We start from the raw sequence: 13,513 nt of genomic DNA, 5'->3' as shown, positions 1-13,513 counted from the left end.
CTTCTACCAGACCCGCGACGGCAAGCGGCGCTGGGTGATCTACAACGGCGAGATGGAAGCAAGCCGGGTGTCGCCCGACTGGCACGGCTGGCTGCACCACACCTGGGACGAGCCGCCGACGAAAGCGCCGCTGAAGCACAGGGCCTGGGAAAAGCCGCATCAGGAAAACCTGACCGGGACCGAGGCTGCCTATGTTCCGCCGGGGTCGATCCGCCGCGCCGAGCCCGTCGCGCGGACCGACTACGAGGCCTGGCAGCCCGAGTGATGGCCCCCAACTGATGGCATACGAACGCGCAGAGATTGTGGCCGGAGCGGCGATTCTGGCCGTGGCGGCGGGTTTCGCGCTTTATGCCGTGCGTGGCTCTGGCGTGATGGGCGCGCCGGACAGCTATCCGCTGATAGCGAGCTTCCGCTCGGTCGAGGGCGTCAGCGTCGGGACCGACGTGCGGCTCGCGGGGGTGAAGGTTGGCACGGTGACGAGGCTGGCGCTGAACCCGGAGACCTATTTCGCGGATGCGACGATCTCGATGCGCAAGGATGTGGCGCTGCCCACTGATTCCACCATCCTGATTTCCTCGGAAGGGCTGCTCGGCGGCACTTTCGTCGAAGTGCAGCCGGGCGGCGCGGAGGAGATGCTGGAGCCGGGCGGCGAGATCGAGGATACGCAAGGCGCGGTCAGCCTGATCACCCTGTTGATGAAATTTGCGGGCGGCGGGGCCGAGGGGTCGAAGCCCGACGCCGAGACGGCCACGCCATGAAGGCGCTGGCGGTGATGCTGGCGCTGGCCCTGCCGGCGGCGGCGCAGGAGATCGAGCCGGCGCAGTCTTCCCGACCGGAATTCACCGACTCGACCGGCGCGCAACTGCGCTTCCTCGACAAGCTGACCAGCGAGACCGGGGACGTGACGATCAGCCGGGGGCAATCGGCCAAGTTCGGGCGGCTGGTGGTGCGGCTGGACAGCTGCCGCTATCCGACGGGCAATCCGGCCTCGGATGCCGAGGCGCATCTGACGGTGATCGAGGAGACCAGCGAGGCGCCACTTTTCAGCGGCTGGATGCTGGCCTCGTCCCCCGCGCTTTCGGCGCTGGACCATCCGCGCTATGACGTCTGGGTGCTGTCCTGCGTGCTGCCGGAGGCGCCCCCGCAAGCACCGGCGGAGACCTCGACCGAAGACGGCGAATAGCCGGGGGGAGCGAAGCTTGCCCTGCCGGCAAGCGCGCCTGCCAGCAGGCGATGGTAGTCCGCGCGCGTGATTTCCCTGCCGCCGAGGCTGGCGAGATGCGGGGTCAGGAACTGGGTGTCGAACAACCGGAACCCCCCGGCCCGCAGGCGGTGGACGGTATGGGCCAGCGCCAGTTTCGAGGCGTCGGTCACGCGCGAGAACATGCTTTCGCCGAAGAAGGCCGCGCCGAGCGTGACGCCATAGACCCCTCCGACCAGGCGATCATCCTGCCAGACCTCGACGCTGTGCGCAAAACCCTGGGCGTGAAGCTGGAGATAGAGCGTCTGGATACGCTGGCTGATCCAGGTCTCGCCCCGGTCGGCACAGGCCGCGACAACGGCATCAAAGGCGGTGTCCACGCTGACGCGAAACCGGCCTGATCGGATGCGTTTGGCCAGCGAGCGCGAGAGGTGGAAGCCGTCCAGCGGGAGGATGCCGCGCAGGCGCGGGTCGACCCAGTGGATGTCGGGGTCGTCGCGGCCATCGGACATCGGGAAGATGCCCATCGCATAGGCGCGGAGCAGGAGGTCTGGGGTGATATCGTCGGCGGACCCGGACATCGCAAAATCCTTCGAAGGATTTTGCAAAAGTTTTCGTAAACTTTTGCGGTGGAGCGCCCTGGCGGGCGCCCCTTACTTCAGCTGAACTGGCTTGCCAGCCACTTTTCCAGCCAGTGGATGTTGTATTCGCCATTCTGGATGTCGGGCTCGGCCAAAAGCATGTGGAACAGCGGAACCGAGGTGTCGATGCCGTCGATGATCAACTCGCTGAGCGCGCGCCGCAGCCGCGACAGCGCCTCGGGCCGGTCGCGGCCATGGACGATCAGCTTGCCGATCAGGCTGTCGTAATAGGGCGGGATCCGATAGCCGTCGTAGATCGCGGAATCCATTCGAACGCCCAGCCCGCCGGGGGCGTGGAACTGGGTGATCCGGCCGGGGCAGGGCGAGAAGGCCGGGATCTTCTCGGCGTTGATGCGGACCTCGATGGCGTGGCCGTTGATCTCCAACTCGTCCTGCGTGAACGACAGGTCCATGCCGGAAGCGACGCGGATCTGTTCGCGCACGAGGTCGACGCCGAAGATCGCCTCGGTGACGGGGTGTTCGACCTGCAGCCGGGTGTTCATCTCGATGAAGTAGAACTTGCCGTCCTCATACAGGAACTCGACCGTGCCCGCGCCGATGTATTTTAGCTTCTGCATCGCATTGGCGCAGATCATGCCGATCTCGCTGCGCAGTTTCGGGGTGATCACCGGGCCGGGGGCTTCCTCGAACACCTTCTGGTGGCGGCGCTGCAAGGAACAGTCGCGCTCGCCCAGATGCACCGCGCCGCCCTTGCCGTCGCCGAAGACCTGGATCTCGATGTGGCGCGGGCGCTGGAGGTATTTCTCCATGTAGACTTCGTCGTTGCCGAAGGCGGCCTTGGCCTCGGACCTTGCGGTGCGGAAGGAGATCTCCAGCTCGGTCGCGTCCTTCGCCACCTTCATGCCGCGCCCGCCGCCGCCGGCAGTGGCCTTGATGATGACCGGATAGCCGATCTCTTCGGCCACGCGCTTCGCTGTCTCGAAATCCGGCACGCCTCCGTCCGAGCCGGGGACGACCGGGATGCCGAGCGCCTTGGCGGTGTCCTTGGCGGTGATCTTGTCGCCCATGATGCGGATATGTTCCGCGCTGGGGCCGATGAAGGTGATGCCGTGGTCTTCCAGCGCCTGGGCGAAGGCGGCGTTTTCCGACAGGAAGCCATAGCCCGGATGCACGGCCTGGGCGCCGGTGATCTCGCAGGCCGAGATGATGGCGGCCTTGCTGAGATAGCTTTCCGAAGAGGGGGCGGGGCCGATGCAGACGGATTCATCCGCCATGCGGACATGCATCGCGTCGGCGTCGGCGGTGGAATGGACGGCGACCGACTTGATCCCCATTTCCTGGCAGGCCCGGATCACGCGCAGCGCGATCTCCCCCCGGTTGGCGATCAGTATCTTATCGAACATGGGTGGCTTCCCTTATTCGATGATCATCAGGGGGGCGCCGTATTCGACCGGGTGGCCATCCTCGACCAGGATGCGCTTCACCGTGCCCGCGCGCGGGGCGGGGATGTGGTTCATCGTCTTCATCGCCTCGATGATCAGGACGGTCTGGCCTTCGCTCACCTGGGCGCCCACGGTCACGAAGGGCGAGGCACCGGGCTCGGCGGCGAGGTAGACGGTGCCGACCATCGGCGAGGTCACGGCACCGGGATGCTGGGCCGGGTCTTCCGGGGCGGCGGGGGCAGCAGCGGGCACCGCGGCGGCCGGGGCGCTATGGTGGAGCATGGGGGCAGGGGCGGCAGCAACCGTCACCACGGTCGCCTGCTTGACCACGCGGACCTCGAGGCTGTCATCCTCGCCATATTCCCGCTTCACCGACAGTTCGGTCAGGTCGTTCTTGTTCAGAAGCTCGGCCAGGGCCGAGATGAAGGCGACATCGGTGTCGGTGGTTTGCTTGCTCATCGGGTCCTCTGTGCTTCTCTGCCCTGGGCGCGCGCGGGTGGGGTCCCGCAGTCTGGTATTCGGCGCTTATACCCAACCGGCTTGGGGCTGAAAAGCCGCGAAAGCGCCCGCGCGGGCATCAGGCGGGTTTCCGGCCCGGCAAAAGCCCCGGAAAAAGTGCTTCGGACGAAAATTTACCGTTTGATAAAAAATAGGACCTGTGCCAGCCTTCGGGAAAGCAAGCCCAGGGGGAGGACAGACGTCCATGACCAACAGCCCGCTGACGCCCGGCATCGCTCCGGGACGACTGCCAGCCGCAGCCTATGCCCGCAACTTCGACGACCACACGCCACCCCTGGACGTGCACGAGGCGCGGGTCGCGGCGGATCGTTGCTACTTCTGCCATGACGCGCCCTGCATCACGGCGTGTCCGACCTCGATCGACATTCCGCTGTTCATCCGCCAGATCGCCACCGGCACGCCCGAGGCGGCGGCCACGACGATCTGGAGCCAGAACATTCTGGGCGGCATCTGCGCGCGGGTCTGCCCGACCGAGACCCTGTGCGAAGAGGCCTGCGTGCGCGAGGCGGCCGAAGGCAAGCCGGTGGAGATCGGCCAGTTGCAGCGTTTCGCCACCGATACGGCGATGGCGAAGGGGCTGCATCCCTTTTCCCGCGCTGCCCGCAGCGGAAAGCGGGTGGCCGTTGTAGGGGCGGGGCCTGCGGGTCTGTCCTGCGCGCACCGGCTGGCACTGCATGGCCACGATGTGGTGGTCTTCGAGCGGCGTCCGAAGGCCGGAGGCCTGAACGAATACGGCATCGCCAGCTACAAGGCGACTGGGGGCTTCGCTCAAGCCGAGGTCGACTGGCTGCTGCAGATCGGCGGGATCGAGATCCGCACCGGGGTGGAACTGGGCCGCGACATCTCGCTGGACCAGCTGACCGCCGAATATGACGCGGTTTTCCTGGGGATCGGCCTGGCCGGGGTCAACGCGCTGCGGGCGGTGGGCGAGGATCTGTCGGGGGTGCGCAACGCCGTCGACTTCATCGCCGAGCTGCGGCAGGCGACCGACCTGTCGCAACTGCCGGTCGGCCGCGATGTGGTGGTGATCGGCGGCGGGATGACGGCAGTGGATGCGGCCGTGCAGTCCAAGCTTCTGGGCGCCGAGAACGTGACCATCGTCTACCGCCGCGGGCAGGAGAAGATGTCGGCCTCGGGTCATGAGCAGGACCATGCGGCGCAGGCGGGCGTGCGCATCATCCACAATGCCGCCCCGGTGCGGGTGCTGGGCAATGGCCGCGCGCAGGCCGTGGAATTCGCCTATACCGAAGAAGGCCCGAACGGGCTGACTCTTTCGGCAGAGACCTTCACGCTGAAGGCCGATCAGGTGTTCAAGGCCATCGGTCAGACGCTCTCCGGTGTTCCCGAAGGTCTGGCGGTCGATGGCGGCAAGCTTTCGGGGGCTTCCGGCAAGGTCTGGGCGGGGGGCGACTGCGCGGCAGGCGGCGAGGACCTGACCGTGACAGCGGTGGCCGAAGGCCGCGACGCGGCCGAGGCGATCCACGCCCAGCTGTCGGCCGCCTGATGGCCGCGCTCGCCCCTTGCGTTCGGCAGGGCGCCGGGCCAGAAGAGGCGCCGGAAGGGGTCCCTCGTGGAAGCATTCGCCGAAAGCACCATTGCCTTCATCGAGCAGAACCAGGAATGGTTTCCGTTCATCATGGTGCTTTTCGCCGCGGCGGAGACCACGGCCTTCCTGTCGATCCTCATCCCCTCGACGCCGGTCATGGCCGCCGTCGGCGCGCTGGCCGCGACCGGGGCGCTGTCGTTCTGGTCGCTGTGGATCGGGGCGACCGTGGGGGCGCTGATCGGGTCGACGTTCAGCTACTGGCTGGGCTGGCGCTACGGGGCGAGCGTCTTGAAGATGCGCCCGCTGCGCGACCATCCCGACTGGGTGGAGAAGACCCAGAAGACCTTCGACAAATATGGGCCGGTCACGATCCTGATCGGGCATTTCACCACGATCTTCCGGCCGGTGGTCTTCCTGATGGCCGGAATGAGCAGGATGTCGTTTCCCCGCTTCGCCTTCTGGAACGGCCTCGGCTGCGTGGCCTGGGCCTTCATCGTGCCGAAGCTCGGCCAGTTCGGCGGCGACCTTATCGGCTGGCTCTGGTCGCTGTTCTGACGGTCGGCGGGACAGAACCCCACCCTACGCATCTTCTCCCAGCAGTCCGCAAGGAGGTTTCCCATGGCTAACCTGTCCGCAGATTTCATCGGGATCAAATCCCCGAACCCGTTCTGGCTGGCCTCGGCCCCGCCTACGGACAAGAAATACAACGTCGAGCGCGCCTATGAGGCGGGCTGGGGCGGTGTGGTGTGGAAGACGCTGGGCAGCGAAGGCCCGCCGGTGGTGAACGTCAACGGCCCGCGCTACGGCGCGATCTGGGGGGCGGACCGGCGGCTTCTGGGGCTGAACAACATCGAGCTGATCACCGATCGACCGCTGGAGGTGAACCTTCAGGAGATCAAGGAGGTCAAGCGCAAGTGGCGCGACCGGGCGCTGGTGATCAGCCTGATGGTGCCCTGCGACGAGGACAGCTGGAAGGATATCCTGTCGCGCATCGAGGATACCGAGGCCGACGGGGTGGAGCTGAACTTCGGCTGTCCGCACGGGATGGCGGAACGCGGCATGGGCTCGGCGGTCGGTCAGGTGCCGGAATATATCGAGATGGTCACCCGCTGGGTGAAGAAGCACAGCCGGATGCCCTGCATCGTCAAGCTGACGCCGAACATCACCGATGTCAGGAAGCCTGCCGAAGCGGCCAAGCGGGGCGGGGCGGATGCGGTTTCGCTGATCAACACGATCAACTCGATCACCAGCGTCAACCTCGACGATTTCAGCCCCGAGCCGATGATCGACGGCAAGGGCACCCATGGCGGCTATTGCGGCCCGGCGGTGAAGCCGATCGCGATGAACATGGTGGCCGAGATCGCCCGCAGCCCCGAGACTCATGGCCTGCCGATCAGCGGTATCGGCGGCATCACCACCTGGCGCGATGCGGCCGAGTTCATGGCGCTTGGCGCCGGCAACGTGCAGGTCTGCACCGCGGCGATGACCTATGGCTTCAAGATCGTGCAGGAGATGATCTCGGGCCTGTCGCAGTATCTGGACGACAAGCAGATCGGATTGCCGAACCTGGTGGGCCGCGCGGTGCCGAATGTGACCGACTGGCAGTATCTTAACCTGAACTACGTCACCAAGGCGCATATCAATCAGGACGACTGCATCAAATGCGGCCGCTGCTATGCCGCCTGCGAGGATACCAGCCACCAGGCCATCGCCATGTCGCCCGAGCGGGTGTTCACGGTGAAGGATGAGGAATGCGTGGCCTGCAACCTGTGCGTCAACGTTTGCCCGGTCGACAACTGCATCACCATGGTGCCGATGGCGAAGGGTGCGGTCGATCCGCGCACGGGGCGCAAGGTGGGCGACTATGCCAACTGGACCATGCATCCGAACAACCCGAGCGTGCGCGCGGCGGAGTGACCCGGCGCATTGTCATCGCCGGGGCGTCACGCGGCCTTGGCGAAGGGTTGGCGCGGCACTACACGACCGCGGGCGATGATGTGATTGCGCTGTCGCGCGGCCCTTCCGCGTATGGAGACTGGCGTCGTTGCGACCTGGCAGACCCGGCCGGTATCGCTGCCGTTGCGGCGGAGATAGCGGGCCGGATCGACGCGTTGCTCTTTGTCGCTGGCATCTGGGAGGCACAGGCCTTCTCGCCGGACTACAGCCTTGCGGGTTCGTCGGCAGAGGAAATTTCGAATATTCTGGCCGTCAACCTCCAGGCGCCGATCCTTCTGGCAAAGGCGCTTCTGCCTCAGCTTCGGCAAGGCCGGATCGTGCTTGTCGGGTCGACCAGCGGGCTGGACCAGATCGGAACGCCAGAAGTGGCCTACAACGCCTCGAAGGCGGGTCTGCGGGGGGCGGCGCAGGCGTTGGCGCGGGCGCTGAAGGGAGAGGGGATTGCTGTGTCGATCCTGAACCCCGGTGACATCGGGACCGAGGACGTGCTGGCGGCGAAACGCGAAGGATCGATGCGGGCCGAAGGCAACCTGCCGATGACCGATCTACTGGCGACGGTGGACTTTCTTTTGTCGCTTTCGCCTGACATCTCGTTCTGCGAAGTGAATCTCCTGCCGCTGGGGCACTGACGCTACCCGCCGGTCAGGATAGCGGCAGCGGGTTGATCCCCGCGGCGATGCTGGCCTTGATATAGGCCTCGCGCGCGGCCTCGGCAGCGGCGGCAGCGCTGGTCTCGGCGGTCATCCGTGCTTCGATCAACTGAGGGTCGTTGGCGGCGGATTTCGGTCTGGTCTGCTGGACGGCTTGCGCCAGCGCCGGGGTGGCGACGGGGGCTTCTGCACCCATGCTGGCTTGCGGCCCCGACCCCGTCGTGGCGAACGTGGGCATTTCGGCGACGGGAACGGGCGCCCGGATGCCGGTGATCAAGACCATTGTCGCGCCCTCCTGACGTGACCTCTGTGCGAGCATATCTTAACGCAAAAGCAAGGACTTCTCAGCCGAAATATATGTAAAGCTTTAATGGGCCGGATCCAGAAGCCGGGTGAACACCGTTTCCAGGAACCTCCCCGCCTCGGCAAAGGGGTCGTGGTCGGGGCCGAGAACCGCCCGGACCTGCGCATCGAAATCCGCATAGTGTTGGGTCAGCGCCCAGATCGAGAAGATCAGGTGCACCGGATCGACCCTTGCGATGCGGCCCGTCTCCATCCAGCGGGTCAGGACCACGGCCTTCTCCTCCACCAGCTGCCGCAGGTCGCCCTCGATCGCCGCCCGCATCCGGGGGGCGCCCTGCAGGATCTCGTTGGCGAAAAGCCTGCTCTCGCGGGGAAAGTCCCGGGCTAGATCCAGCTTGCGGTGGACGTAGCCCAGGATTTCCTGCAGCGGCTCTCCTCTCGGATTCATCTTGCGCAAGGGATCGAGCCAGGTGTCCAGAAGGCCTGTCAGCAGCGCGGTATGCACCTCTTCCTTCGAGGGGAAATAGTACAGCAGGTTCGGCTTCGACAGCCCCGCGCCCTCGGCGATCTGATCCAGCGTCGCACCCCGGAAGCCGTGCAGCGAGAACACCTCCAGCGCGGCGTCGAGGATCAGTTCACGGTTCTTCTGCTGGATGCGGGATCGGGGACGGGGCGCGCTCATGGGTCTGCTTGCAAACTGCCGGACCCCTTGGATAGCGCGGCCCGCAATGCCAGGTCAAATGATTGCCGTCTCGGGGAACTTCCGAAGCGATGGCGCCCAATTGACCTGATCGGAAGGCGCTGGCATATTATGCCAATTCCATAGGAGCCCGCAGATGCCCACGCGCAATGTCGTGCTTACCGACCATCAGGCCGAATTCATCGACAGCCTCGTCGCCTCGGGCCGGTACCAGAATGCCAGCGAGGCGATGCGCTCCGGCCTGCGCCTTCTGGAGCGCGAGGAAGCCGCGTGGGAACAGGTGCGCCGGAGGGTCCTGGAAGGCCTTGCGCAGGTCGAACGGGGTGAGTTTGCGGAAGGCACACCCGAGCAGATATTTGAGCGTGCCTTCAAAGCGGACAGCGAGCGGGCCAAGAGGCGCGGCGCATCTTGAAGCGACTCAGGTTCTCGCGCCGATCCGAGATGTCTTTGGAAGACATCGGCGATTGGTCTACCGAGAATTTTGGCCTGGTGCGGGCGCGACACTACACGACCGAACTTCTGTCTGCGTGCCGCCGCGTCGCAAGCGGCATCGCGCGCTGGCGGCACTGCCGCGATGTCTTTGCCCCAGATCTCCGCTCCGACCTTCGCTTCGCCGGGTCGGGCCGCCATTTCATCATCTTTGCCGAAACCCCGGAAGAGATCGTGATCGTCGATTTCATCCACCAGTACGCCGACATCGGCGGCGGGCTTGAAGGACTGGACCAATGAGACCCAACTGCACAGCCACGGTGCTGGTCGATGACGACCGTGTCCGCGTCACCCGCTTCGACTTTGCGCCCGGGGCGGAAACCGGCTGGCATCGGCATGGGCATGACTATGTGATCACCGCCATCACCGACTGCCCGATGCTGCTGGAGGAGCCGGGCGGTGGCGCGCGGCGGGTGCTGGTCCCGGCAGGATCGGCCTATCGGCGATCCGAAGGGGTGGAGCATAACGTGGTCAACGACGGCGATGCCGCGATGAGCTTCGTCGAGGTGGAGTTGAAGGAAGCGCCGCCCCTCACACCGCCATCAATGCCCTGATCCCGCGCACGACCAGCTTGTGATCCTCGACCTGTGGCAGGCCGGAAACCGTCGCCACCGCGACCATGCCCACCCCTTTGACCCCGATCGGCACCGCACCGCCGCTGTCGGCGTAATCGGCCCCGGATAGGCCATGCCGCTCCAGCGGCTCGTCCTTCGCCTTGTTGCGCAGCGCCACTAGGAGTGAGGGCAGCTGGAACATCAGCGCCGTGTTCGACTTGCGCCGCGCCCAGAGGTCGTTCAGGGGCGCCGAGCCGGGCAGGGCGGCATGGAAGAGGGTCCGGTCGGCGGTGCGGATATCCACCACCACCGGCAGGTCCTCGGCCAGCGCCAGATCGACCAGGATCTGCCCCAGCCGCAGCGCCGTCCCCTCTGTGAATTCCGGCAGGATCAGCCCCGCCGCTTCCGCCTCAAGCTCGCTCGTGTTCATGCTTCCCCCGTCAGATCGCCCCGATCCCGCGCAGGACCATGTCCTTCACGCTGGCCTTCGCCTCGCGCCACTGCCGGTCGGTCAGCGGCTTGCCCGCATTCAAGGTCTGGATCTGATGGCCGAAGTCGGCGTAGTGCTGCGTCGTCGCCCAGAGCAGATACAGCAGATGCCGCGGGTCGACCTTCCGCATCTTGCCCTCGTCGATCCAGCGCTGGATCACCGCGATCCGCCCCTCGGTCCAGTCGCGCAAAGTAGTCTCCAGATAGTCCTGGATCACTGGCGCACCATGCATCACCTCGGACGCCCAGACCTTGGACCCATGCGGATGGGTGCGGCTGATGTCCATCTTTGCATCGACATAGGCGCCGATCCCCTCCACCGGGCCGGGGGCGTCGTCGAAGCTGGAGGCCGCATCCAGCCAGATCTCGAAAATCTGTTGCACCACACGGCGATAGAGGTCTTCCTTCGTGGCGAAGTAATAATGCAGATTGGCCTTGGGCAGCCCCGCCATGTCGGCGATCAGCTGCATCGTCGCGCCCCCGAACCCGGCCTCGGCAAAGACCTTCTCCGCCGCCTCCAGGATGGCGCGTTCGTTCTCACGCCGGATATCGGTGCGGCGTCCGGGCTTCAGGCGGGAAATCTGGGCGTCGCCGCGCATCGTGCCTTTGATTTTCGTTGACCGTCTGGTCAGGTTGTGGTCGCCTTCACCTTGACCATACGGTCAGGAAACGAGTCGCGGCAAGGGGCAGGATGGCCCCGGTCCGCGAGACGGGGAGCGCGCGTGATGCCAGCAACCGGGGACAACCTGCGGATCAATCCTGAACGCCTGTGGGGCGCGTTGGAGGAGATGGCCGAGATCGGCCCCGGCGTGGCGGGCGGCAACAACCGCCAGACACTGACCGACGCCGATGGCGAGGGGCGGCACCTGTTCCAGCGCTGGTGCCAGGCGGCCGGGATGACCATGGGCGTCGATACGATGGGCAACATGTTCGCCACCCGGGCGGGCGAGGACCCCGACGCGCTGCCGGTCTACATGGGCTCGCATCTGGACACCCAGCCGACCGGGGGCCGTTATGACGGCGTGCTGGGGGTGCTGGGCGCGCTGGAGGTGGTGCGCACGCTGAACGACATGGGAGTGAAGACGAAGCACCCGATCGTGGTGACGAACTGGACCAATGAGGAAGGCGCCCGCTTTGCCCCCGCCATGCTGGCGAGCGGGGTCTTCGCGGGCATCCATACCGAGGACTACGCCAAGAGCCGCGAGGACCTCGACGGCAAGGTCTTCGGCGAGGAGCTGGAGCGGATCGGCTGGGTCGGCGACGAAAAGGTCGGCGCCCGGAAGATGCACGCGATGCTGGAGCTGCACATCGAGCAGGGCCTGATCCTGGAGGCCGAGGGGAAAGAGATCGGCGTCGTCACCCATGGCCAGGGGCTGTGGTGGCTGGAGATCACCCTGACCGGCAAGGACGCCCATACCGGCTCGACGCCGATGCACATGCGGGTGAACGCGGGTCTGGGGATGGCCCGGATCACCGAGCGGGTGCACCAGATCGCCATGAGCCACCAGCCGAACGCCGTAGGCGCGGTGGGGCAGGTCAAGGTTTTCCCCAACAGCCGCAACGTGATACCGGGCAAGGTTGTGTTCACGGTTGATATCCGCTCGCCCGAACAGGCGAAGCTGGATGCGATGAAGGCCGAGGTGATCCGCGCCGCCCATGCGGTGGCGAAGGAATTGGGGCTGGGCTGCGAGATCGAGGATGTGGGTCACTTCGACCCCGTCACCTTCGACCCCGGCCTCGTGAAGATCGTCCGTCAGTCCGCTGAAAAGCTGGGCTATTCCCATATGGACATCGTAAGCGGCGCCGGCCACGACGCCTGCTGGATCAACCGTGTCGCGCCCACGGTGATGGTGATGTGCCCCTGCGTGGATGGGCTGTCCCACAACGAGGCTGAGAAGATCAGCCCGGAATGGGCGGCGGCAGGGACGGATGTTCTGCTGCACGCGGTGCTTGAGGTGGCGGGGGTGGTGGGGTGAACAAACTATATTGGATGTTGCCCGCATTCTATCTTTTGGCAGTCGCCTTACTGCTCATCTATGGGATATTGTTCAATGATGCCGGCGTCGGTGTGCTCTTTGGGACAGGAGCAGCAATCGCCACTTCAATATCTTTCATTATAGCCACCCTAATTGGCATCTATTTCGTCAGATTTCTCGATGTCGCATTGGTTTCCATAGCGCTGTCGATTGTTGTGACGGTTATTTCAATTCCCGGCCGAACTGAAATGCGCAAACTGCTAGGCCTCAGAGAATACGGCTTTGAGCAGTACCTTTTGTTAGTAATCTCCACGTTCATCGCATTTCTTTTTGTTCTTTCGCTGATCAGGCTTTTGCATTGCGCGGTCAAAGCAGGAAAAAATGAGGACTAAGCCATGACCACCATCATCAAGAACGGCACCATCGTCACTGCCGACCTGACCTACAAGGCCGATGTCCGCGTCGAGAACGGCACGATCACCGAGATCGGGCCGAACCTTAAAGGCGGCACCGAACTCGACGCGACCGGTTGCTATGTGATGCCGGGCGGGATCGACCCGCATACCCATCTGGAGATGCCCTTCATGGGCACCTATTCCACCGACGATTTCGAATCCGGCACGCGGGCGGCGCTGGCGGGCGGCACCACGATGGTGGTCGATTTTGTCCTTCCCGGCCAGGGGCAGGGGCTGATGGATGCCGCGCAGATGTGGCACAACAAGTCGGGCCGGGCGAATTGCGACTACTCCTACCACATGGCGGTGACCTGGTGGGGCGAGAAGGTCTGGGATGGCATGGCCGACAGCGTCAAGGCGGGCATGACCAGCTTCAAGCATTTCATGGCCTACAAGGGCGCGCTGATGGTGAACGACGACGAGATGTTCGCCAGCTTCCGCCGAGTGGGAGAGCTGGGCGGCCTCGCCATGGTCCATGCCGAGAACGGCGATGTGGTGGCGGAGCTGACGGCGAAGCTGCTGTCCGAGGGCAACACCGGACCGGAAGCCCATGCCTATTCCCGCCCGCCGCAGGTGGAGGGCGAGGCGACCAACCGCGCCATCATGATCGCCGACATGGCGGGCGTGCCGC

General features: G+C 65.2%; 20 protein-coding genes. 13 read left to right on the top strand and 7 right to left on the bottom strand.

Annotated elements, in window-relative coordinates:
- The 3 genes from V7Q39_RS13900 to V7Q39_RS13890 all read left to right on the top strand — a co-directional run.
- On the top strand, window positions 1–265 hold a 265-nt coding region (locus tag V7Q39_RS13900), incomplete at its 5' end, for an NADH-ubiquinone oxidoreductase subunit NDUFA12 family protein (protein WP_333817196.1).
- Window positions 266–278: 13 nt separating this feature from the next.
- Window positions 279–758, top strand: a complete 480-nt coding sequence (gene mlaD, locus V7Q39_RS13895; RefSeq protein ID WP_333817195.1) for an outer membrane lipid asymmetry maintenance protein MlaD — start codon at window positions 279–281, stop codon at window positions 756–758.
- The gene (locus V7Q39_RS13890) at window positions 755–1,183 is read left to right on the top strand and encodes a DUF2155 domain-containing protein (protein WP_333817194.1); all 429 of its coding nucleotides are present in this window, start codon (window positions 755–757) and stop codon (window positions 1,181–1,183) included. Before mlaD ends, V7Q39_RS13890 begins: the two co-directional genes overlap by 4 nt.
- Here the strand turns inward: V7Q39_RS13890 and aat are convergent.
- The 3 genes from aat to accB form a co-directional block, all read right to left on the bottom strand.
- Window positions 1,099–1,782, bottom strand: coding sequence for a leucyl/phenylalanyl-tRNA--protein transferase (gene aat / locus V7Q39_RS13885; protein ID WP_333817193.1), 684 nt, complete (start codon window positions 1,780–1,782; stop codon window positions 1,099–1,101). The genes V7Q39_RS13890 and aat overlap by 85 nt on opposite strands.
- Before the next feature lie 77 nt (window positions 1,783–1,859).
- Entirely contained in the window at window positions 1,860–3,206 is a 1,347-nt protein-coding gene (gene accC / locus V7Q39_RS13880; RefSeq protein ID WP_333817192.1) for an acetyl-CoA carboxylase biotin carboxylase subunit, read from the bottom strand.
- A gap of 12 nt (window positions 3,207–3,218) precedes the next feature.
- Window positions 3,219–3,704: an acetyl-CoA carboxylase biotin carboxyl carrier protein gene (gene accB / locus V7Q39_RS13875; RefSeq protein ID WP_333817191.1), complete on the bottom strand. Its 486-nt coding sequence runs from the start codon at window positions 3,702–3,704 to the stop codon at window positions 3,219–3,221.
- A gap of 244 nt (window positions 3,705–3,948) precedes the next feature.
- Here accB and V7Q39_RS13870 point away from each other — a divergent pair, with 244 nt between their 5' ends.
- The 4 genes from V7Q39_RS13870 to V7Q39_RS13855 all read left to right on the top strand — a co-directional run bounded on the left by V7Q39_RS13870 (window position 3,949) and on the right by V7Q39_RS13855 (window position 7,895).
- Window positions 3,949–5,268: an NAD(P)-dependent oxidoreductase gene (locus tag V7Q39_RS13870; RefSeq protein WP_333817190.1), complete on the top strand. Its 1,320-nt coding sequence runs from the start codon at window positions 3,949–3,951 to the stop codon at window positions 5,266–5,268.
- 66 nt (window positions 5,269–5,334) lie between these two features.
- Window positions 5,335–5,865: a DedA family protein gene (locus V7Q39_RS13865; RefSeq protein WP_333817189.1), complete on the top strand. Its 531-nt coding sequence runs from the start codon at window positions 5,335–5,337 to the stop codon at window positions 5,863–5,865.
- Window positions 5,866–5,928: 63 nt separating this feature from the next.
- Window positions 5,929–7,227, top strand: coding sequence for an NAD-dependent dihydropyrimidine dehydrogenase subunit PreA (preA, locus tag V7Q39_RS13860; RefSeq protein WP_333817188.1), 1,299 nt, complete (start codon window positions 5,929–5,931; stop codon window positions 7,225–7,227).
- Entirely contained in the window at window positions 7,224–7,895 is a 672-nt protein-coding gene (locus V7Q39_RS13855; protein WP_333817187.1) for an SDR family NAD(P)-dependent oxidoreductase, read from the top strand. The genes preA and V7Q39_RS13855 overlap by 4 nt, the downstream gene beginning before the upstream one ends.
- A gap of 13 nt (window positions 7,896–7,908) precedes the next feature.
- Here V7Q39_RS13855 and V7Q39_RS13850 read toward each other — a convergent pair whose 3' ends face one another.
- Together V7Q39_RS13850 and V7Q39_RS13845 are read right to left on the bottom strand one after the other, a co-directional pair.
- Window positions 7,909–8,199 carry a hypothetical protein gene (locus tag V7Q39_RS13850; RefSeq protein ID WP_333817186.1) on the bottom strand — a complete coding sequence of 97 codons (291 nt, stop codon included), beginning with the start codon at window positions 8,197–8,199 and terminating at the stop codon, window positions 7,909–7,911.
- 84 nt (window positions 8,200–8,283) lie between these two features.
- Window positions 8,284–8,901, bottom strand: coding sequence for a TetR family transcriptional regulator C-terminal domain-containing protein (locus V7Q39_RS13845; RefSeq protein ID WP_333817185.1), 618 nt, complete (start codon window positions 8,899–8,901; stop codon window positions 8,284–8,286).
- Between the two features lie 154 nt (window positions 8,902–9,055).
- On the opposite strand from V7Q39_RS13845, the gene V7Q39_RS13840 reads away from it, so the two are divergent.
- From V7Q39_RS13840 to V7Q39_RS13830, 3 genes are read left to right on the top strand one after another with little or no spacing between them, the layout of a single operon-like run.
- On the top strand, window positions 9,056–9,331 hold the full coding sequence (locus V7Q39_RS13840) for a type II toxin-antitoxin system ParD family antitoxin (protein WP_333817184.1): 276 nt from the start codon (window positions 9,056–9,058) through the stop codon (window positions 9,329–9,331).
- Window positions 9,328–9,648, top strand: a complete 321-nt coding sequence (locus tag V7Q39_RS13835) for a type II toxin-antitoxin system RelE/ParE family toxin (RefSeq protein WP_333817183.1) — start codon at window positions 9,328–9,330, stop codon at window positions 9,646–9,648. The genes V7Q39_RS13840 and V7Q39_RS13835 overlap by 4 nt, the downstream gene beginning before the upstream one ends.
- Window positions 9,645–9,962: a cupin domain-containing protein gene (locus V7Q39_RS13830; RefSeq protein WP_333817182.1), complete on the top strand. Its 318-nt coding sequence runs from the start codon at window positions 9,645–9,647 to the stop codon at window positions 9,960–9,962. Before V7Q39_RS13835 ends, V7Q39_RS13830 begins: the two co-directional genes overlap by 4 nt.
- On the opposite strand, the gene V7Q39_RS13825 is transcribed toward V7Q39_RS13830, so the two are convergent.
- Together V7Q39_RS13825 and V7Q39_RS13820 are read right to left on the bottom strand one after the other, a co-directional pair.
- Window positions 9,940–10,392, bottom strand: a complete 453-nt coding sequence (locus V7Q39_RS13825; RefSeq protein ID WP_333817181.1) for a heme-degrading domain-containing protein — start codon at window positions 10,390–10,392, stop codon at window positions 9,940–9,942. The two genes, V7Q39_RS13830 and V7Q39_RS13825, sit on opposite strands and share 23 nt — an antisense overlap.
- Window positions 10,393–10,402: 10 nt before the next feature.
- Window positions 10,403–11,050, bottom strand: coding sequence for a TetR/AcrR family transcriptional regulator (locus tag V7Q39_RS13820; protein ID WP_333817180.1), 648 nt, complete (start codon window positions 11,048–11,050; stop codon window positions 10,403–10,405).
- A gap of 126 nt (window positions 11,051–11,176) precedes the next feature.
- On the opposite strand from V7Q39_RS13820, the gene V7Q39_RS13815 reads away from it, so the two are divergent.
- The 3 genes from V7Q39_RS13815 to V7Q39_RS13805 all read left to right on the top strand — a co-directional run.
- Window positions 11,177–12,427: a Zn-dependent hydrolase gene (locus V7Q39_RS13815; RefSeq protein ID WP_333817179.1), complete on the top strand. Its 1,251-nt coding sequence runs from the start codon at window positions 11,177–11,179 to the stop codon at window positions 12,425–12,427.
- On the top strand, window positions 12,424–12,819 hold the full coding sequence (locus V7Q39_RS13810; RefSeq protein WP_333817178.1) for a hypothetical protein: 396 nt from the start codon (window positions 12,424–12,426) through the stop codon (window positions 12,817–12,819). The genes V7Q39_RS13815 and V7Q39_RS13810 overlap by 4 nt, the downstream gene beginning before the upstream one ends.
- A gap of 3 nt (window positions 12,820–12,822) precedes the next feature.
- Window positions 12,823–13,513: amidohydrolase family protein (locus V7Q39_RS13805; RefSeq protein WP_333817177.1), on the top strand; the 691-nt coding region annotated here is incomplete at its 3' end.

The sequence above is a fragment of the Tabrizicola sp. genome (assembly GCF_036781545.1).
Taxonomy (GTDB): Bacteria; Pseudomonadota; Alphaproteobacteria; order Rhodobacterales; family Rhodobacteraceae; genus Tabrizicola.
The sequence above is the reverse complement of the archived record's forward strand: the minus strand, read 5'-3'. Positions and strand labels throughout refer to the sequence as shown.